At 60.2% G+C, this 17,987-nt stretch carries 20 protein-coding genes; 13 read left to right on the top strand and 7 right to left on the bottom strand.

Annotated features, from left to right (window positions below):
• Positions 1 to 107: 107 nt before the first annotated feature.
• Positions 108 to 1,763, top strand: coding sequence for a hypothetical protein (locus ACR3E4_RS14490; RefSeq protein ID WP_480533110.1), 1,656 nt, complete (start codon positions 108 to 110; stop codon positions 1,761 to 1,763).
• A 115-nt stretch (positions 1,764 to 1,878) separates the two neighbouring features.
• Here the strand turns inward: ACR3E4_RS14490 and ACR3E4_RS14485 are convergent, their stop codons facing one another.
• The 5 genes from ACR3E4_RS14485 to nthA all read right to left on the bottom strand — a co-directional run bounded on the left by ACR3E4_RS14485 (position 1,879) and on the right by nthA (position 5,247).
• Positions 1,879 to 2,115 (bottom strand): DUF2842 domain-containing protein, encoded by a 237-nt coding sequence (locus tag ACR3E4_RS14485; RefSeq protein ID WP_480533112.1) that lies wholly within the window; start codon positions 2,113 to 2,115, stop codon positions 1,879 to 1,881.
• Positions 2,115 to 3,410 carry an adenylosuccinate synthase gene (locus ACR3E4_RS14480; protein ID WP_480533114.1) on the bottom strand — a complete coding sequence of 432 codons (1,296 nt, stop codon included), beginning with the start codon at positions 3,408 to 3,410 and terminating at the stop codon, positions 2,115 to 2,117. The genes ACR3E4_RS14485 and ACR3E4_RS14480 overlap by 1 nt, the downstream gene beginning before the upstream one ends.
• A 216-nt stretch (positions 3,411 to 3,626) precedes the next feature.
• Positions 3,627 to 3,962, bottom strand: a complete 336-nt coding sequence (locus ACR3E4_RS14475) for a nitrile hydratase accessory protein (protein WP_480533116.1) — start codon at positions 3,960 to 3,962, stop codon at positions 3,627 to 3,629.
• Complete coding sequence (nthB, locus tag ACR3E4_RS14470) at positions 3,959 to 4,636, bottom strand: nitrile hydratase subunit beta (protein WP_480533118.1); 678 nt, start codon at positions 4,634 to 4,636, stop codon at positions 3,959 to 3,961. Before nthB ends, ACR3E4_RS14475 begins: the two co-directional genes overlap by 4 nt.
• Positions 4,633 to 5,247 (bottom strand): nitrile hydratase subunit alpha, encoded by a 615-nt coding sequence (gene nthA / locus ACR3E4_RS14465; RefSeq protein ID WP_480533120.1) that lies wholly within the window; start codon positions 5,245 to 5,247, stop codon positions 4,633 to 4,635. The genes nthB and nthA overlap by 4 nt, the downstream gene beginning before the upstream one ends.
• 151 nt (positions 5,248 to 5,398) lie before the next feature.
• Between nthA and secG the strand changes: the two genes are divergently transcribed.
• The 7 genes from secG (at position 5,399) to ACR3E4_RS14430 (ending at position 10,432) form a co-directional block, all read left to right on the top strand.
• Positions 5,399 to 5,764: a preprotein translocase subunit SecG gene (gene secG / locus ACR3E4_RS14460; RefSeq protein ID WP_480533122.1), complete on the top strand. Its 366-nt coding sequence runs from the start codon at positions 5,399 to 5,401 to the stop codon at positions 5,762 to 5,764.
• A 159-nt stretch (positions 5,765 to 5,923) separates the two neighbouring features.
• Positions 5,924 to 7,567: a CTP synthase gene (locus ACR3E4_RS14455; protein WP_480533124.1), complete on the top strand. Its 1,644-nt coding sequence runs from the start codon at positions 5,924 to 5,926 to the stop codon at positions 7,565 to 7,567.
• A gap of 102 nt (positions 7,568 to 7,669) precedes the next feature.
• Positions 7,670 to 8,446, top strand: a complete 777-nt coding sequence (locus ACR3E4_RS14450) for an isocitrate lyase/PEP mutase family protein (RefSeq protein WP_480533126.1) — start codon at positions 7,670 to 7,672, stop codon at positions 8,444 to 8,446.
• A 73-nt stretch (positions 8,447 to 8,519) separates the two neighbouring features.
• Positions 8,520 to 8,813: a DUF1330 domain-containing protein gene (locus ACR3E4_RS14445; protein WP_480533128.1), complete on the top strand. Its 294-nt coding sequence runs from the start codon at positions 8,520 to 8,522 to the stop codon at positions 8,811 to 8,813.
• Between the two features lie 41 nt (positions 8,814 to 8,854).
• Complete coding sequence (locus tag ACR3E4_RS14440) at positions 8,855 to 9,304, top strand: tellurite resistance TerB family protein (protein ID WP_480533130.1); 450 nt, start codon at positions 8,855 to 8,857, stop codon at positions 9,302 to 9,304.
• A 21-nt stretch (positions 9,305 to 9,325) separates the two neighbouring features.
• Positions 9,326 to 9,763: a tellurite resistance TerB family protein gene (locus tag ACR3E4_RS14435; protein ID WP_480533132.1), complete on the top strand. Its 438-nt coding sequence runs from the start codon at positions 9,326 to 9,328 to the stop codon at positions 9,761 to 9,763.
• Between the two features lie 153 nt (positions 9,764 to 9,916).
• Positions 9,917 to 10,432: a hypothetical protein gene (locus ACR3E4_RS14430; protein ID WP_480533134.1), complete on the top strand. Its 516-nt coding sequence runs from the start codon at positions 9,917 to 9,919 to the stop codon at positions 10,430 to 10,432.
• 147 nt (positions 10,433 to 10,579) lie between these two features.
• Here the strand turns inward: ACR3E4_RS14430 and ACR3E4_RS14425 are convergent, their stop codons facing one another.
• Positions 10,580 to 11,953: a transposase gene (locus ACR3E4_RS14425; RefSeq protein ID WP_170361228.1), complete on the bottom strand. Its 1,374-nt coding sequence runs from the start codon at positions 11,951 to 11,953 to the stop codon at positions 10,580 to 10,582.
• 320 nt (positions 11,954 to 12,273) lie between these two features.
• On the opposite strand from ACR3E4_RS14425, the gene ACR3E4_RS14420 reads away from it, so the two are divergent.
• The 4 genes from ACR3E4_RS14420 to ACR3E4_RS14405 all read left to right on the top strand — a co-directional run bounded on the left by ACR3E4_RS14420 (position 12,274) and on the right by ACR3E4_RS14405 (position 15,603).
• A complete protein-coding gene (locus ACR3E4_RS14420) occupies positions 12,274 to 13,050 on the top strand; it encodes an ABC transporter ATP-binding protein (protein WP_480536156.1) in 777 nt (258 codons plus the stop codon).
• 31 nt (positions 13,051 to 13,081) lie between these two features.
• Entirely contained in the window at positions 13,082 to 13,831 is a 750-nt protein-coding gene (locus tag ACR3E4_RS14415) for a transporter substrate-binding domain-containing protein (protein ID WP_480536158.1), read from the top strand.
• Between the two features lie 81 nt (positions 13,832 to 13,912).
• Positions 13,913 to 14,800: an ABC transporter permease gene (locus tag ACR3E4_RS14410; RefSeq protein WP_480536160.1), complete on the top strand. Its 888-nt coding sequence runs from the start codon at positions 13,913 to 13,915 to the stop codon at positions 14,798 to 14,800.
• On the top strand, positions 14,797 to 15,603 hold the full coding sequence (locus ACR3E4_RS14405) for an ABC transporter permease (protein ID WP_480536161.1): 807 nt from the start codon (positions 14,797 to 14,799) through the stop codon (positions 15,601 to 15,603). Before ACR3E4_RS14410 ends, ACR3E4_RS14405 begins: the two co-directional genes overlap by 4 nt.
• Here the strand turns inward: ACR3E4_RS14405 and ACR3E4_RS14400 are convergent.
• Positions 15,600 to 16,409 (bottom strand): M90 family metallopeptidase, encoded by an 810-nt coding sequence (locus ACR3E4_RS14400; RefSeq protein ID WP_480536162.1) that lies wholly within the window; start codon positions 16,407 to 16,409, stop codon positions 15,600 to 15,602. The two genes, ACR3E4_RS14405 and ACR3E4_RS14400, sit on opposite strands and share 4 nt — an antisense overlap.
• 213 nt (positions 16,410 to 16,622) lie before the next feature.
• Between ACR3E4_RS14400 and ACR3E4_RS14395 the strand changes: the two genes are divergently transcribed.
• Complete coding sequence (locus tag ACR3E4_RS14395) at positions 16,623 to 17,942, top strand: glutamine synthetase family protein (RefSeq protein WP_480536164.1); 1,320 nt, start codon at positions 16,623 to 16,625, stop codon at positions 17,940 to 17,942.
• Positions 17,943 to 17,987: the final 45 nt, after the last annotated feature.

Genomic DNA, 17,987 nt, shown 5'->3' with positions numbered 1-17,987 from the left:
ACATAATGAGACCACAAATTGATAGACTCATGGCTACAGTTTAAAGTCGATTGCCTAAATCTGTGTTTGGCAATGTGACCTGGTAGTTTGTAGAGGACGTGCGTCTGATGGTACAGAACAACAAGGTGTTAACCGTTTCTTACGGAACCTTCTCGTGCACTTTGGAAGGCTTCGACGATTCATTCGAAACGATGAAAGCCATTGCCGAATATTTCAGGGACCTCGCCGCGGACGACCGTTATTTCGGGTCCGAACCCCCTCAGCCAGACGCCGAAATGCTGACCCGTATTGCCCAACGTGATGTCGCACGTAAGGTCGAGGCAAGCCAGAACGACACCGGCCTGCTTCTGCGCGCCTCAGATACAACCGCCGCCGCAGCACCGACCCCCGCTGCCATTGCGCCGACACCTGCACCCGCGCAGCCCCCGGTCAGCGCCGCCCCCTCAGCCCCGACCGAGGAACCTGCAGCCGACAGCATCGCCGCCAAGCTGCAGCGTATCCGGGCCGTGGTTTCGCATTCCGATGACGGGCAGACCGCCTATTCCGAGGATGAAGACAACGGCTATATTCAGCCCGCCAAACCCAAGGTCGATGCCATCTCGGCTGCCTTCGAAGCCGGCGCGCTCAGCCCCGCCGATCTGGACGAGCCGGTTGTAGACTCCGCGCCCGCTGTGAGCCCCGAGGCCGACCTGTCGACAGGTCCCGAAGAAGATCAGATCGAGGATCTTCCCGAACCGGCCTCCCAGATGGAAGAGGCCGAAGCCCCCGCCGACGATCTGACGGCCGCCTTGCCGGTGACCATCGAGCAGGACGAAGGCGATGTCACCGCGCTGGTACCCGCCGAGGACGCCGAGGAAGAAGAACAGCAGGATCAGGTCACAGACAGCGACGTTCTGTTCTCGGATCTCGATGAAGAGCCCGAGGCAGAGGCCGAAGACCAGACCAATATTCTCAACGTGTCCGAGACCGACGAGGAAGAAGCCTCGGAGACACTGGCCGACATTTCGCGCGATGTGATTTCGGCCGAGGATGAAGCGCTGCTGCTGGACGAGATTGCGCTGGTCGAATCCGAGCTTGAAGCCGGTGTTTCGGCCGAGCGGACGGATATGTCCGGTCTCGACGAGGATGTCTCGCGCCTGATGGACAAAGCAGGGGCGCAGCTCGACGATCCGTCGACCAGCGATCAGCGCGAAACCTATTCACACCTGCGCACCGCCGTCGCCGCAACTGAAGCCGAGCGTGCCGAAGGCAAGGACACCACCGAAGAGCGTGAAGATGACTATCGCGGCGATCTCGCCTCGGTCGTCAGCCCCCGCCGCCCCGAGGTCGAAGTCACCAGTGAACGCCCCGCAGCCGAGACCGCGGCGCCGCTGAAGCTGGTCGCGGAACAGCGCATCGACACCGACGACGCCGACACCGGCCCGGTCATGCCGCGCCGCGTGACCACAGCGGAACAGGACGCGGATGAAGAAGGCGGTTTCGCCACCTTCGCGCAGGAACAGGGCGCACAATCGCTGCCCGATCTGCTGGAGGCCGCCGCCTCATACTTGTCCTTCATCGAAGGTCAGGAACAGTTCTCGCGCCCGCAACTGATGAACAAGGTCCGCTCGCTGAAACAGGATGCGTTCAATCGCGAAGAAAGCCTGCGTTCATTCGGCCAGTTGCTGCGCGACGGCAAGATCGAAAAAGCCGGTGGCGGTCGTTTCGCCGCCTCGACCCAGATCGGGTTCCGCCCGGATGACGACGAACGCGCTGCGGGCTGAACACGGCGCATTTAATAACCCCCTCGAAGATCGACAGGGCCAGAGGCAACTCTGGCCCTTTTCTGATGAGCAGCGCCCACTGCCCAGCATCATTCCGCGCCTTAGATCGAGGTGTTCAGTTCTGATCCGGGTCTTCCTTGCCCACCCCGCGAAAGATAAATTTGAACGGCAGGACCCAGACGATGCCCAAAGCGACATAAACCAGTAGCTCCAGCCAGATCGGCGGGCGATCCAGCCAGTTCACGATCGTCACAACCGCAACGATATAGAGCGGCAGCCCGATCAGAAGCAGCACCAGCGACCACCGCCGCCGCGCCTTATAGCTGAGACCGGGCTTGTCCTCGCCGCTCATCAGTCAGCAAACGGGTCGGTTACCAGAATGGTATCCTCCCGCTCCGGGCTGGTGGACAAAAGCGCAACCGGGCATTCGATCAATTCTTCGACCCGGCGCACATATTTGATCGCGTTCGCCGGCAGCTCGGCCCAGCTGCGCGCGCCTTCGGTGGATTCACTCCAGCCCGGCATTTCCTCGTAAATGGGCGTGCAGCGCGCCTGCTGGTCTGCGGCTGTGGGCAGATAATCCAGTTGCTCGCCATCGAGCTCATAGCCCGTGCAGATTTTCAGCGTCTCGAACCCGTCCAGAACATCCAGCTTGGTCAGCGAAATACCGTTCACACCGCTGGTGGCACAGGTCTGGCGCACCAGACAGGCATCGAACCAGCCACAGCGACGCTTGCGGCCTGTTACCGTCCCGAATTCATGCCCGCGGGTGCCCAGACGATTGCCGTCGTCATCATCCAACTCGGTCGGGAACGGCCCCTCGCCGACGCGGGTTGTATAGGCTTTGACGATGCCGAGCACAAAATCGACCGAGCCCGGGCCGATGCCCACACCCGTCGCCGCCTGCCCTGCAATCACGTTGGACGAGGTGACAAATGGATAAGTGCCGAAATCGATATCCAGCAGCGCCCCCTGCGCCCCTTCGAACAGAATGCGCTTACCCGCTTTGCGCTTTTCATTCAGCACCTTCCAGACCGGCGCGGCAAAGGGCAAAATCTCAGTAGCAATCTCTTTCAATTGCGCCACCAGTGCATCGCGATCGACCGGCTCGATGCCGAGTCCTTTCCGCAGCGGATCGTGGTGCTGCAACGCGCGGTCCACGCGCGCCTCAAGCGTGGCGTCATCCGCCAGATCGGCCACACGGACCGAACGGCGCCCGACCTTGTCCTCATAAGCCGGGCCGATACCGCGACCGGTCGTCCCGATCTTGGTGCCCTTACTGGCCGCTTCCTCGCGCGCCCGGTCCAATTCACCATGGATTGGCAGAATCAGAGGGGTATTCTCGGCGATCATCAGCGTCTCGGGTGTGATCTCCACCCCTTGCTGCCGGATCGAGGCGATCTCGCTCACCAGATGCCAGGGGTCCAGAACGACGCCGTTGCCGATGACACTCAGCTTGCCGCCGCGCACCACTCCCGAAGGCAGCGCGTTCAGCTTGTAAACTTCGCCATCAATGACCAGCGTATGCCCGGCATTATGCCCGCCCTGAAAACGCGCGATCACGTCCGCCCGTTCGCTGAGCCAGTCGACGATCTTGCCTTTTCCTTCGTCGCCCCACTGGGCGCCGACAACAACCACATTGGCCATATCCGGTCCTTTTGCGCTGAGATATCAAACCCGGCTGATATAACGAGGCTCAGTCGGCAGGGAAACCGATATTTCGCCGCATGGGGAAATCGCGCTACGCGCGATGCCTCCGGCGGGGATATTTTTGGCCAGATGAAGCGCGGATCCCCTGCTTCATCTGGCTCTAAATATCCCGGGGGAGTCGCCCGGAACGGGCGGCGGGGGCAGCGCCCCCCTCTAACGGGGCATCAAGCACACCGGCTGACCATGGGGCGTCGTCAGATAAGCCTCTTCCCAGGCGCGCTGCAGTGTGGCGACATCACCGGCGGGGGCGGCGCCTTGCTCGGCCAGCAACGCTTCCAGCGTTTCGAGCCAGGCATTGAAGTAATCCTCGCCCCCATCCAGCTCCCGGCTCAGCCCATGTCGTTTCAGCGTTGCGCCAAAGCGGTCAGCCCAGTCGGGCCAGTCAAAACGCCCCGCTTCGTTCAGCGCAACGGTGACGGCAAAGACCTGAGCGTGCCAGGGTTCAGCAAAAACCGGCTCTAGCGCAGTATGGGTAAGGCATGTGGTCATGCGGGCTCCAGATAGGATTGCCAAAGGTCCAGAACCACCTCATCGCCGGGATGTTCCGGGTCAGCCCAAAGCTCGGAGGCCGGGAAGATCACGGCGTAGAGCGGTTCAGGCGCCTCGCCCAACCCATGGGCGTTGGAATCGGGCAGAACATGTGTGCCGTGCAGCCTGAGAATACGGCCCGTTGCGCCGGCGGCGTAGACCGGCAGCCTCGTATGCCCGCCGTCTACCAATCTGTTCGCGCTTGGGCGCGCCGTGCGCACCGCCTGTCCAATCTCGAATTTGACCGCAACATTCGACGGACGGTCCGCGGGGCCGCCTTTGGCCAGAGCCGCCGAAACATTCTCGGCCAACAGCTTTCGCGCTGCCAGAGGGTGATCTGCGTCAGCGGACACCTCACGCAGATCGTCCAGGGTCAGCACACCTTGCCCCACCAGAAGGTCGGCAAGCCCGGCCATCCACTTCTCGTAATATGAAAACCGGGTGTAATCCTTGGGCGACAAGCGTTCGCGGGCGTGGCGCGAGACATCGATGTTCCACTGACCCAGAAAACCCGCCGCCAGAGTGACCGCCAGCGCCCGCGCGTGCCAGTGTTCGGCAAAGACCGGTTCGTCCTGAGGTTCGGGGTGGATCGGACCGTCGCCAAAGCGTCCGCCCATGTCATGTACGCGGGTCATGCGACCTCCTTGGGCAAACCCGTTCCGATCATGCTGTCGCGGGTCACCAGCGCGGCCAGTTCATGCTCGGCCATGCCCTCGGTTCCGGCGGGGCGCATGGGCAGGACGAGATAGCGGATCTCGGCGGTCGAATCCCAGACGCGAACAGCTGTGCCTTCGGGCAAGGTGACACCGAACTCGGCCAGCACCTTGCGCGGCTCACGCACGGCACGGGCGCGGTAGGCATCGGATTTGTACCAGCCGGGCGGGATACCCAGCAGAGGCCACGGATAGCAACTGCACAAGGTACAGACGACCATGTTGTGCTGCGCGGGCGTGTTTTCGACAACAACCATATGTTCGCCCTGCCGACCGAAATAGCCCAGATCGGCAATGACAGGTGTCGCATCCTCCAGCAAGGCGGCCTTGAAGTCAGGGTCGCTCCACGCCTTGGCGACAACGCGGGCGCCGTTCTGCGGGCCGATCCGGTTCTGATAGGTGTCGATGATTTCATCCAGCGCCGCCGGGTCGATAAGCCCCTTCCGGGTCAGAATTGTTACCAGCGCTTTGACGCGCAAAGCGGGTTCCGGCGGCAATAAGGCGTGCGGGTGGTCGTGATCGTCATGCGGCATGGGCCAGAGCCTGCGTCAGGATTCGGCACTCTGTCCAGTCCCTTTGCTGTGATATGATACATCACGCATGGTGATGCGAACTCCTGACTTGCCCCCAAGATCAAACTTGCATAAGTACCACGCGATACACGTCTCGCTGTACAGGACCACCATGGAAAACGTCGTTCTCATCATCCACCTTCTGTTGGCCTTGGGCCTGATTGCCGTTGTTCTGATGCAGCGGTCCGAAGGCGGTGGCCTTGGTATGGGGGGCGGCGGCGGTGGCGCCATGACCGGTCGCGCCGCAGCGACGGCTCTGGGCAAGGTGACCTGGATCCTGGCGGCCTGTTTCATCGTGACCTCGATCACGCTGACCATTCTGGCGGCCCAGAAATCCTCGGGCAGCTCGGTGATCGACCGTCTGGGCGTTCCGGCCCCGGCCGCGACCGAGGACAGCACACCGGCGGTTCCGTCGGCGGATGACCTGCTGCCACCGGCACAGGGCGACAACGCGCCGCTGATCCCGCAGGCCGACTAAGCCACAAAACCTAGAAAATCGGAGGAGAACTGCAACAGCATCTTGCGGTTCTCTTGCGCTGCACGCGCGAATCCTTTATATGTGAAGTCCCGTGATGCAGCGGTTTTTTCGAACCGCCGGGCAGCTGATAATGACGTCTCACGGGAGCAGCCGAAAAACATGGCGCGTTTTATTTTCATCACTGGTGGTGTGGTTTCGTCCTTGGGCAAAGGACTGGCTTCGGCGGCGTTGGGATCGCTGTTGCAGGCCCGGGGATATTCGGTGCGTCTGCGCAAGCTGGACCCCTATCTGAACGTCGATCCGGGTACTATGTCACCGTTTGAACATGGCGAAGTGTTCGTCACCGACGACGGGGCCGAAACCGATCTGGACCTTGGCCATTACGAACGCTTCACCGGTGTGGCCGCACGCAAGACCGACTCGGTCAGTTCGGGGCGGATCTATTCCAACGTGCTGGAAAAGGAACGCCGCGGCGATTACCTCGGCAAGACCATTCAGGTGATCCCGCACGTCACCAACGAGATCAAGGATTTCATCGCCATTGGCGAGGATGAGGTCGATTTCATGTTGTGCGAAATCGGTGGCACCGTCGGCGATATCGAGGGCCTGCCCTTTTTCGAAGCCATCCGCCAGTTCAGTCAGGACAAGCCGCGCGGTCAGTGTCTGTTCATGCACCTGACGCTGCTGCCCTACATCAAGGCGTCCGGAGAGCTGAAGACCAAGCCGACCCAGCACTCGGTCAAAGAGCTGCGCTCAATCGGTTTGGCCCCCGACATTCTGGTCTGCCGCTCCGAAGGTCCGATCCCGAAGAAAGAACGTGAGAAGCTGGCCCTGTTCTGCAACGTCCGCCCCGACAGCGTGATTGCGGCGCAGGATCTCAGCACCATCTACGACGCCCCGCTGGCCTATCACCGCGAAGGTCTGGATCAGGCGGTTCTGGACGCGTTCCAGATCAGCCCGGCCCCCAAGCCCGATCTGGCCAAATGGGAAGATGTCAGCGACCGCATCCACAACGCCGAAGGTCAGGTAAAGGTCGCCATCGTCGGCAAATACACCCAGTTGGAAGACGCCTATAAATCGATTGCCGAGGCGCTGACTCATGGCGGTATGGCCAACCGTGTCAAGGTCAAGATCGAATGGGTCGATGCCGAGGTGTTCGACACCGAAGACGCCGCCCCCTATCTGGAAGGCTACCACGCCATCCTCGTCCCCGGCGGCTTTGGCGAACGCGGCACCGAGGGCAAGATTAAGGCCGCGCAATACGCGCGTGAACACAAAGTGCCCTATCTGGGCATCTGTCTCGGCATGCAAATGGCGGTGATCGAAGCCGCGCGCAACGCGGCGGGCATTACCGAGGCCGGGTCCGAGGAGTTCGACCATGAGGCCGGGAAAAAGCGTTTCGAACCGGTGGTTTACCACCTGAAGGAATGGGTGCAGGGCAACCACAAGGTGGAACGCAAGGTCGGCGACGACAAGGGCGGTACGATGCGTCTGGGCGCCTATAACGCGGTTCTGGCCGAAGGCTCGAAAGTGGCTGAGGTCTATGGCGGCACCCAGATCGAGGAACGCCACCGTCACCGTTATGAGGTCGACATCAAGTACCGCGAACAGCTTGAAAAGGCCGGCCTGAACTTCTCGGGCATGTCGCCGGATGGCCGCCTGCCCGAGATCGTCGAGTGGTCGGATCACCCGTGGTTCATCGGCGTTCAGTACCACCCGGAACTGAAATCGAAACCTTTCGATCCGCACCCCCTGTTCCGCGAATTCGTGCGCGCGGCCAAGGACACTTCGCGTCTAGTCTGATCACGGCCCGATAACAGTATTGTACCCGTCGGCGCGAAACATCTTTACGCGCCGACGGTTTGCACGGTTAACTGCCGCCATAGCAGCGACAGGAGGCCAGCCATGACCGATCAGATTACCCAAGCAGAAACCTTTGCCGCCCTGCACAAGAAGGGCGATCCGGTCATCCTCTATAATATCTGGGACGCAGGCAGCGCCGCCGCCGTGCGCGATGCGGGGGCCAAGGCGCTGGCCACGGGCAGCGCTCCGGTCGCGATGGCGCAGGGTTTTTCCGACGGCCAGAACATCCCCTTCGAGATGGCGCTGGACAATGCCCGCCGCATTGTCGAGACGGTTGATATCCCGGTCACCATGGACCTGGAAGGCGCCTATGCCGAGGACACGTTCGGCATTTCAGCCAATGTCAAACGGGCGCTCGAAACAGGTGTGATCGGCTTTAACTTCGAAGACCAGATCGTTGGAACCAAAGATCTTTATGACATCGAAACCCAATCCGCCCGCGTCGCCGCCATGCGCGAAAGCTGCGATGTGGCCGGTGTTCCCGCCTTCATCAATGCCCGCACAGATATCTTCCTCAAGGCCCACCCGGACACGCATGATCAGGCGATGCTGGACGATGCCATGGCGCGCGCCAAAGCCTATGCCGACGCCGGGGCCAGCGGCTTCTTCGCGCCCGGCCTGAAAGACGAGGCCATGATCGGCCAGCTTTGCGAGGCGACCGATCTGCCCGTCAACATCATCGCTCTGCCCGGCACCCCCGATACGCCAACGCTTGCCAAGCTGGGTGTGGCCCGGATCAGCTATGGTCCGGTCCCCTACCGGCAGATGCTCGCCTGGCTGCAGGACAAGGCGCGTGAGGCGTTGCAATCGGGCGGTTGATCCACTTTTGGGGGATTGCATTCCGGCTTAATCCTCCGCAACTTGCGCGTCATAAGTGGAGGAGGATGCCGCAATGGCCAAAGGATACTGGGTGGCCCATGTCGATGTCGACGACTTCGACACCTACAAGGCCTACATCGCCGCAAATGCAGCCCCTTTCGCCGAATACGGCGCCAAATTCCTGGTGCGCGGCGGTGAACGGACCGAGGTCGAGGGCAACGCCCGCGCCCGCACCGTCGTGATCGAATTCCCCAGCTATGAACAGGCGCTGGCCTGCTATGAAAGTGAGGGGTATCAAGCCGCAAAAGCCCTGCGCGACCCGGTTTCGACCGGCGATCTTGTGATCATTCAGGGCTATGAGGCCTAGCAGCGCTTGGCGCGCCGGATATTTGGGAATATTCTAACCATATGTTGAAGAAGCTCTTTCAGGCCTTTCGCCCGCCGCAACATGACAAACTGCCCGACCCGGATGCCGAACTGGCGCTGGGGGCGCTGATGGTGCGCGTGGCGCAGGCCGACCGCGACTATAAGCTGGAAGAGATCAGCCTGATCGACCGCATCCTCGCCCGCCTCTATCAGCACAATGCGATCGAGGCCGCCAAAGTGCGCGCCACCTGCGAAAAATTGCACGCCGCCGCGCCCGAGACCGACACGTTCGGCAAGCTGATCCGCGAGACCACCGATCTGCAGGAACGGCTGGCCGCGCTGGATGCCCTGTGGGAGGTGGTGCTAGCCGACGGCAACTCGGACGAGGGCGAGATCAAGATCGTCGAAGAGGCGCGCATCGCCATGGGCCTCAGCTTCAACGACAGCAAGGCCGCGCGCGAACGCGTGCAAAGCCGGTTGGAAGCGACATAACCAGCAACTATATGGTTCAGAATGTTCAGTGATTTCCTGTCCCGGCTCACGCAGCCCCAGCCCGATCCGCTTGTCGAAGACGACGCCCGTCTGGCCCTGACCGCCCTTCTGGTGCGCATCGCCCGATCCGACAATGACTATGCCGATACCGAAATGGCCCGGATCGACCGCATCTCGGCCGAGCGCTACGGCCTGTCCCCGTTCGAGGCCGCCGCCCTGCGCGCCCGCGCCGAAGACCTCGAGGCCGAAGCCCCCGACACCGTCCGCTTCACCCGCGCCATCAAAGAGGCCGTCGCTTATGACGACCGGCTGGCCGTGGTGCAGGCGATGTGGTCAGTTGCGCTTGCTGACGGGCAACGCACCGGCGAAGAGGATTCGCTACTGCGCCTCGTGGTCAGCCTGCTGGGCGTCAGCGACGTCGATTCGGCCCGCGCGAGGCAAAGGGCGGCCAAGGCCTGAGCCGGTTGGAATGCCAACGGGTAGAAATTCCATCTTTTGCGCTGCTCGAAGTTCTTAAGTCAGCCGAACCAACTTAATGTCTGCTTAGAGCCCAATGCCGACACACGGCAGAGTGCGTGTTAAACTCCCCTTGCTCTGAAATGGAGGGGTGTGATGAGAAGTACCGTACTGACGCTTGCCACAGCTTTTTGGATGACTTCACCGATAAGCATTTCGGCTCAGGAAATCGCAAACGAAAATAAAATCGAACTGCTTGTCTCCGACTATCAAACCATCATCGCAATTGAGCACGATTCCCGCCACCTTTATCACCTTCAGACAAAAGCGCTTGTTGCGCATCTTGGCGGTTGGGCGCGTCCGGCCAATGAAGATGGTTCTGAGATGGACAGTTTTACAGGCATTTCCGAGCAAGTAATTCCAATCAATCTCAACCGGATAAAGGCGCGCATTCGCAAGGGTGATGTGGACGACGATGTGGCATCCGAATTGTCCGAGATCATCAGTATGTTTGAAGCAGCGATCGAAACCGGCCTAGAATTGGCAAATCAACTCGAGGCGGGCGATCTTACCACCGCCAGCGAGATATACCGTATTCGTTCGACGCCTGAATACGAACGACTTTGGCGGCGAACATTCACAATGAGGCGCGATATCGAAAGAAAACTCTGATGCGGTTATCAGTTTGGTCTGTTCTTCAGCGGATATGTTGCATTGAGACGTAAACCAAACGAATGGCAACTTTGTCCGGATAGTGTTGAAAAAGTCGACGTTGGAACTGCCGATGAGCGATGGCAAAAGCCGCTTGGGATGTTCCTCTCAGCCTGTTGGTTCTGGTTGCGGGGCTAGTTTTGCGAGTTTCCTTAGGTTTTGAGCTGTGGCTGCGAGTTGGAACTGCTCATATGCACCTTTGGGTCCTCGAAGTCGCATCATCGGCACGCCGATGTATCGCTTCAGGTGGGCAAACAGCATCTCGACTTTCCGTCTTTGAATGAACGAGGTCATGTAGGCGTCTGTTTTTCGGATATCGCGGGCGGCGTCGCGTGCTGCTTCGTGGACGGAGCGAAGCACGTTTCGAGCTGGCTGTTTTGGACAGCAATTTGCCTTCAATGGGCATGCGTCGCAGTCGTGCTTTGACGCTCGATATTTGATGAACCCGTCTTTGCCGCCGTTCGGCTTTCGCGGTTTGGAGAAGTTCCGGCGATATGTTCGCAGCTCCTTGTTGCCAGGGCATGAGTAGCTGTCGGTCGCGGGGTCGTAGATGAAGTCTTCGCGTGAGAATGTGCCGTCCGTCCGTTTGGATTTATCCCAGACCGGGATGTGCGGGGCGATGCCGCGTTCTTCGACCAGCCAGCCCAGCATCTCTGCCGATCCGTAGCCTGTATCGCCAACCAACTTGTCTGGCGTCATGTCAAAGCGATCCGTGATGCGGTCGATCATCCGTCGCGCGGCAAAGGCCTCCGCGGTTCGGATCGGTACGGATGGTTCCACATCCACGATGACTGCATTGTCCAAATCCACCATGTAGTTGGTGGAATATGCAAAGAATGCGGCCCCTCCATCGGCGCCTGTCCAGCGCGCCGCAGGGTCCACCGGCGAGATGTATTTGGGGACGACTTTGGTGGACGCGCCGAATGCGGCGTCATCCAGCGTTTCGAGATATTCCTCAACCACGCGGGTGGTCAGTTCGGGGGGCAGACCTTCCTTGCTTTCAATCCCGCGTGTCTGGTTGGCATTCGCCGGGATCAGGCTGGCATCGACACCAAAACTCTCGCCGCCAACCAAACCCTCATCAATACAGCGTCTCAGAACGGTTTCGAAGAGATGTCGGAACAAACCGCTCTCCCGGAAACGCCCATGCCGGTTCTTCGAGAAAGTTGAATGGTCAGGCACCGGGTCAGTCAGGTCGAGCCTGCAAAACCATCTGTACGCCAGATTGACATGCACCTCTTCGCAAAGGCGGCGCTCGGACCTGATGCCTTGGCAGTAGCCCAACAACAGCATCCGGATCATCAACTCAGGGTCAATCGAAGGACGACCATGCGCGCTATAAGACGGTGCCAGAAGCGGTCGAACGTCTGACAGGTCAAGGAAACGATCAATGCCGCGTAGAGAGTGATCGGCAGGAACAAACTCGTCAATCGAGAACTCATAAAACAGCGCACCCTGCGCCACCTGCCTCGGTCCCATCATTGCTAAGTCCTCCACTCTCAAAACGAGTGAATCAGCGCCAGACCAACCAATCAACCGACTTTTTCAACACTATCTCCGCAAGACCGACATTAGGTGAGGTTCATCTGTCGACGTAATGTGAACAACCACCGCAAACCTCACAGGCACACCTTTCTGTTCGCCCCAACAACCCGCCACACGCCCAACCAACTGACAATTCAGACAGCACCACTGCTCATTTTGGTCAATTCGCAGCGTCAACATGTCATTTGCGCATTGCATTGATCCAAAAATTCAGCCCTATTACCGCACCAACACCTTTCACAAGACATGGACTGCCCGTGACAGAAGCCGCTCCCGTCATCGAGATCAGGAACCTGCATAAAAGCTTCGGAAATCTCGAGGTGCTCAAGGGAGTGGACATTACCGCCCATCGCGGCGATGTGGTGTCGCTGATCGGATCATCGGGATCCGGTAAATCCACCCTGCTGCGCTGCTGCAATCTGCTGGAAGACAGCCAGCAGGGCGAAATCCTCTTCAAGGGCGAGCCGGTCAGCTGGTCGGGACAAGGCAACGCCCGCCGCCCGGCCGATCCCAAACAGGTGCTGCGCATCCGTACCAACCTGTCGATGGTGTTTCAGCAGTTCAACCTCTGGGCCCATATGACCATCCTGCAAAACGTGATGGAGGCTCCGGTGACCGTGCTGGGTCGCGACAGGGCCGAAGTCGAGGACAGCGCCCGCAAATATCTGGAAAAGGTCGGCATCGGCGACAAATGCGACGTCTATCCGGCGCAGCTGTCGGGTGGCCAGCAGCAGCGCGCCGCGATTGCGCGTGGTCTGTGCATGGAGCCCGAGGCGCTGCTGTTCGATGAACCCACCTCGGCGCTGGACCCGGAACTGGAACAGGAAGTGATCAAGGTGATCAAGGATCTGGCCGCCGAAGGGCGTACCATGATCATCGTGACGCATGATATGAAGATGGCGGCGGATATCTCCAGCCACGTCGTGTTCCTGCATCAGGGCCTGATCGAGGAAGAGGGCTCGGCCGAAGACATTTTCACCGCACCTGAATCCCAACGGCTTCAGGGCTTTCTCTCCGCCACTCAGGCGGCTTAACCAACGGACAGAACCAATAAGGGGAGTAACAATGAAAAACCTGATTCTGACCACCGCAGCACTGGCGCTGACCGCCGGTGTCGCCATGGCCCAAACCGTGCGCATGGGCACCGAGGGCGCCTACCCTCCGTATAACTTCATCAACGATGCCGGTGAGATTGACGGCTTCGAGCGTGACGTGGGTGACGAGCTGTGCAAGCGCGCCAATCTGGACTGCGAATGGGTCAAGAACGACTGGGATTCGATCATCCCGAACCTGGTTTCAGGCAACTACGACACCATCATCGCCGGCATGTCGATCACCGACGAACGCGATGAGGTCATCGACTTCACCCAGAACTACTTCCCGCCCGCAGCTTCGGCCTATGTCGGTGCATCGGAAGGTGTGGATGTAGGCAGCGGCATCGTTGCTGCGCAGACCGCCACCATTCAGGCCGGTCATGTGGCTGAATCGGGCGCAACACTGGTCGAGTTCGCAACCCCCGAAGAAACCATCGCAGCCGTGCGCAACGGCGAAGCGGACGCTGTGTTCGCGGACAAGGACTTCCTGGTCCCGATCGTCGAGGAATCGGGCGGTGAGCTGGTCTTTGTTGGCGGCGACGTACCGCTGGGCGGCGGCATCGGTCTGGGCATCCGCGAATCCGACGCGGAACTGCGCGGCAAGTTCGACGAAGCCATTACTTCGATGAAAGCGGACGGCTCGCTGAACGAGCTGATCGTGAAATGGTTCGGCGAAGGCGTTCCGACCTATAACAGCGACGGCTCGGTCGTTACCAACTAAGCCTTCCGTCCAATCGTCCGGCGCGCACCCGCGCCGGACATGCCGGGCCCTGAGACCGGCCAGACGTTCGAAAGACGCCTTATGTTCTCCTACTGCGCCGATCCCGACACGCTGGGCACGTTCCGCTGGTTCTCGTGCTATCTGACCAATGGCGTCCACTGGTCGTTCTACCTGTCCTTCCTCAAGGTGTTGGGTTTGCTGGCCGTCACCGCCCCCGTCGCGCTTGGCTTCGGGTTTGCAGGTGCCATGGCGGCCCGGTCGCATATCCCGCCGCTCAGCTGGCTGGGCAAAGCCTATATCGCCATCGTGCGCGGCGTGCCGGATATCGCCTTCTTCCTGTTCTTCGTGATCGCGCTGGATCAGGGCTTCGAATGGCTCCGTCACAAGGTGCTTTGCCCCGACTGGACCGACCCGGTGCGGCAGGGCAATGACTTCATCGTCTGTCAGGCCGCCAAACTGCCGCTGGGTACCGCGCCCGAATGGGTACACGAGACCTATGGCTTCTTCCTTGCGGTCATCACCTTTTCAATCGTCTTCGGCGCCTTTGCCGCCAACGTCCTGTTCGGCGGTATGCGCGCCGTGCCACACGCCCAGCTGGAAACGGCCGAGGCCTATGGCATGACCCGCCGCCAGACCTTCTGGCGCATCCTTGTGCCGCAAATGTGGGTCTATGCCCTGCCCGGCCTCAGCAACCTGTGGATGGTGCTGATCAAGGCCACACCGCTGCTGTTCCTGCTGGGGATCGAAGATATCGTCTATTGGGCGCGCGAGTTGGGCGGCACCAAGACCTCGCGCTTCACCGACTATCCCCATGGCGACTGGCGCATGTGGTACTTCCTCGCTCTGCTGATCTTCTACCTCGGCATGACGCGTGTATCCGAGATCGGGCTTGAGAAACTGATGCGCCGGCTGTCCCACGGTCAGGCCACATCCGGCGGAGAGCTGCTGCGCAAGGAGACCACCGCATGAGCTGCCTCCAGACCATTCAGGACTATGGCCTGCGATCCCTTGGCTATGGCGAACGCCTTCTTCCCAAGACCGATTTCACCCTGTGTGAGCATTTCACCCTGATCGGCTCGGGCATGATCTGGAATATCTATTTCGGCATCATGGCGATGGTCACTGGATTTTTCCTCGCTACCGCGCTGGCCGTTGGCAAAGCTTCATCTAACAAATGGCTGCGCAAGCCGTCCGAATGGTTCATCTTCCTGTTCCGCGGCTCACCGCTCTTTATCCAGTTCTTCTTCGCCTATTTCTTCTTCCTGTCGCTGAAGAAACCCTATCCGATGTTCGACGCCTTCACCTCGGCCTGGCTGGGGGCGCTGATCGTGCTGTTCCTGAACACATCCGCCTATTCGGGCGAGATTTTCTATGGCGCGCTGCGATCAATCCCCAAGGGTGATATCGAGGCGGCGGATGCCTATGGCATGACCGGCTGGTCCCGCTTCCGCCGGGTCGTCTGGCCGACCATGCTGCGGCTCGCCTGGCCCGCCTACACCAACGAAGCGATCTTCGTGTTCCAATCCACCACGCTGGTCTTTTTCTCGGCCTTCCCCGCCTGGCAACAACGCGGAGATGCGCTCTATTACGCCAGCTATTTCGCGGACAAAACCTTCAACCCGTTCATCCCCTACCCGATTCTGGCGTTCTATTTCATCCTGCTGACGCTGGTGATCGTCTGGTGTTTCGGCAGGGTCAACAAGCGCCTGAACCGGCACTTGCCCGAGGCCAGAAAATCCAAGATGCGGTTCCGTCTGAATCTGGCGCGCTAAGCCCACGCGACAGGGTTCAGCCGGAACAGTTTCGAAAGCTGCTCATAAACCTCGGGCACCTCGCGCTGCAGGGCGCGGGGGCGTTCAAAGAACACCTCGACCGAAACGGCAAAGAACTCCTCATGGCCCGTCGCGCCATAAGGGTCGATCACCGTATGACGCCCGCTTTCAACCGCCCGCACATGCGCGTCATAGGCGGTCAGAAACACTTTCTCCCACTCGGCAAAGCTCTGGCCAGCACTTAGGATCGGCACGCCATTGGTGCTGCCAGACAGGTCATCGATCTGATGCGCGAATTCGTGCAGCACCACGTTCTGTCCGTCCCGGTCATCCAATGCGCCCTGCTGGCTGTGCGCCCATGACAAAATGACCGGCCCGCGATCCCAGCTTTCGCCGGTGCGCACGATCTCTTTCTCGGTCACGACATAACCTGAATGGCGCTGCTGCTTTGACTTGAACGCGTTCGGGTAGATCAGAATCGTCGTCAGATTGTCGTACCAAAGATCGCTGTTGATCACGAGCAGGCAGGCCTGCGCCGCAATCGACAGTTCCATCTCTTCGGTCACCTCCAGCCCGTCACATCCGTAAAAGCTCACCTGATCCAGAAACAGGTTTACCTTGCCATCCAGATGCTGGCGCAGCGGCGGCGGCAATCGTCGGATGATCGGCACCTGACGGTCAATGATATCGCGCTGATGCGGGTTGAGCGGGGTCGCCAACAGCGCGTCACGCGCCCGTCTTTTCGACCAGAGGTAAAAAGCCAGACCTCCGGCGATCAGTAACAGAATGGTAAGAAAGATGAACATGATGAGAGAATATATGCATCACTTGGCCGGGCACAATCGACCGTCAGGTCTTGTACAACACATAAGACTCTGCCTCCAGACAGGGTACAACACGGACATTTTCCGAAACCGCAAAAGGCGGCGGGATATGGTGAGCAATAATTTGATCAAATTTCGTGACAACGCGCCGGACCTCCTTTAAACCTGCAGGAACACGAGCAACGGAGCCCCAATATGGACCTCAGCGCCCTGCACACATTCCGCGTCGCCGCCTGCGACCTGAACGGCCAGATGCGCGGCAAACGCGTGCCTCCCTCCTACGCTGAAAAGCTGGAACAGGGGGCCGTGCGCATGCCGTTTTCGGCGCTGAATGTCGACCTCTGGGGGGCGGATATCGAAGGCAGCCCGCTGGTCTTCGAAAGCGGCGATGCCGATGGTGTCCTGCGCCCGACCGAACGTGGAGCCGTCCCGATGCCGTGGCTGGAAACACCCTCTGCGCTGGTGCCGATGTGCTTGTATGACGACAACGGAACGCCCTTTCCGGGCGACCCGCGGCACGCTTTATCTGCCGTCCTGAACCGCTATGCCGAACGCGGCTGGTCGGTGATCGCAGCGACCGAGCTTGAGTTCACTTTGCTGGATTCCTCAGGCGCCGAACCCCAGCCACCGATCAACCCCGTGACCGGGCGCAGGCTGCTGGCAGAGTCGGTTCTCTCGATGGCCGAGATGGACGCATTTGATGCCTTTTTCACCGATCTTTATGACGGCTGCACCGCCATGGGGATCCCCGCCCAGACCGCCATATCCGAAAGCGGCATAGGTCAGTTCGAAATCAACCTGAACCATCAGGACGCCCTGCGTTGCGCCGACGATACGTGGCTTTTCAAGGCTTTAACACGCGGTCTTGCGCGCAAACACGGCTTTACGGCAACTTTCATGGCCAAGCCTTATGCGCAGGATGCGGGCAACGGGATGCATGTGCATTTTTCGGTGGTCGACGCGCAGGGCAAGAACGTCTTTGACAATGGCGGGCCCGAGGGAACCGATGTGCTGCACTCAGCCGTGGCCGGATGCCTGGCGGCGATGCCGGGCTCAACGCTGATCTTTGCGCCGCATGGCAACTCTTATACGCGGCTGGTGCCCGGCGCGCACGCGCCGACCGGGGCCAGCTGGGCCTATGAAAACCGCACCGCCGCGCTGCGTATTCCGGGCGGTGCGCCCGCCGCGCGACGCATCGAACACCGCGTGGCCGGAGGGGACATCAACCCCTATCTGATGCTGGCGGCAGTGCTCGGGGCCGCTCTGGTCGGGATCGAGGACAACATGCAGCCGCCTGCCCCGATCTCGGGTAATGCCTATGAGATCGAGGGCCTGCCGCAACTGGCGGCGGACTGGTCTGCGGCCATCTCTGCCTTCGAGACCGACCCTGTAGTTGCCCGCATCTTCCCTGCCGATCTGATCCGTTATATGGCGATGACCAAACGGCAGGAAATCGCGCGCTTTGCGGATCTGCGGCCCGAAGACCACTGGCTCAGCTATCTCGAGGCCGTATGATCCCCTTGCCCGGCAGTCCGTGCTCCGCTAGAGTATAATTTGATC

The sequence above is a fragment of the Ruegeria sp. AP11 genome (assembly GCF_056535865.1).
This window is presented reverse-complemented; position numbering and strand designations above follow the sequence as displayed.

Coding starts and splice junctions, on each gene's coding strand:
- ACR3E4_RS14415 (WP_480536158.1), top strand. CDS start 13,082: ATGAAAAACCTGATTCTGACCACCGCAGCACTGGCGCTGACCGCCGGT.
- ACR3E4_RS14425 (WP_170361228.1), bottom strand. CDS start 11,953: ATGATGGGACCGAGGCAGGTGGCGCAGGGTGCGCTGTTTTATGAGTTC.
- ACR3E4_RS14395 (WP_480536164.1), top strand. CDS start 16,623: ATGGACCTCAGCGCCCTGCACACATTCCGCGTCGCCGCCTGCGACCTG.
- ACR3E4_RS14490 (WP_480533110.1), top strand. CDS start 108: ATGGTACAGAACAACAAGGTGTTAACCGTTTCTTACGGAACCTTCTCG.
- ACR3E4_RS14455 (WP_480533124.1), top strand. CDS start 5,924: ATGGCGCGTTTTATTTTCATCACTGGTGGTGTGGTTTCGTCCTTGGGC.
- nthA (WP_480533120.1), bottom strand. CDS start 5,247: ATGCCGCATGACGATCACGACCACCCGCACGCCTTATTGCCGCCGGAA.
- ACR3E4_RS14430 (WP_480533134.1), top strand. CDS start 9,917: ATGAGAAGTACCGTACTGACGCTTGCCACAGCTTTTTGGATGACTTCA.
- ACR3E4_RS14440 (WP_480533130.1), top strand. CDS start 8,855: ATGTTGAAGAAGCTCTTTCAGGCCTTTCGCCCGCCGCAACATGACAAA.
- ACR3E4_RS14410 (WP_480536160.1), top strand. CDS start 13,913: ATGTTCTCCTACTGCGCCGATCCCGACACGCTGGGCACGTTCCGCTGG.
- ACR3E4_RS14400 (WP_480536162.1), bottom strand. CDS start 16,409: ATGTTCATCTTTCTTACCATTCTGTTACTGATCGCCGGAGGTCTGGCT.
- secG (WP_480533122.1), top strand. CDS start 5,399: ATGGAAAACGTCGTTCTCATCATCCACCTTCTGTTGGCCTTGGGCCTG.
- ACR3E4_RS14435 (WP_480533132.1), top strand. CDS start 9,326: ATGTTCAGTGATTTCCTGTCCCGGCTCACGCAGCCCCAGCCCGATCCG.
- ACR3E4_RS14485 (WP_480533112.1), bottom strand. CDS start 2,115: ATGAGCGGCGAGGACAAGCCCGGTCTCAGCTATAAGGCGCGGCGGCGG.
- ACR3E4_RS14445 (WP_480533128.1), top strand. CDS start 8,520: ATGGCCAAAGGATACTGGGTGGCCCATGTCGATGTCGACGACTTCGAC.
- ACR3E4_RS14405 (WP_480536161.1), top strand. CDS start 14,797: ATGAGCTGCCTCCAGACCATTCAGGACTATGGCCTGCGATCCCTTGGC.
- ACR3E4_RS14450 (WP_480533126.1), top strand. CDS start 7,670: ATGACCGATCAGATTACCCAAGCAGAAACCTTTGCCGCCCTGCACAAG.
- ACR3E4_RS14475 (WP_480533116.1), bottom strand. CDS start 3,962: ATGACCACATGCCTTACCCATACTGCGCTAGAGCCGGTTTTTGCTGAA.
- nthB (WP_480533118.1), bottom strand. CDS start 4,636: ATGACCCGCGTACATGACATGGGCGGACGCTTTGGCGACGGTCCGATC.
- ACR3E4_RS14480 (WP_480533114.1), bottom strand. CDS start 3,410: ATGGCCAATGTGGTTGTTGTCGGCGCCCAGTGGGGCGACGAAGGAAAA.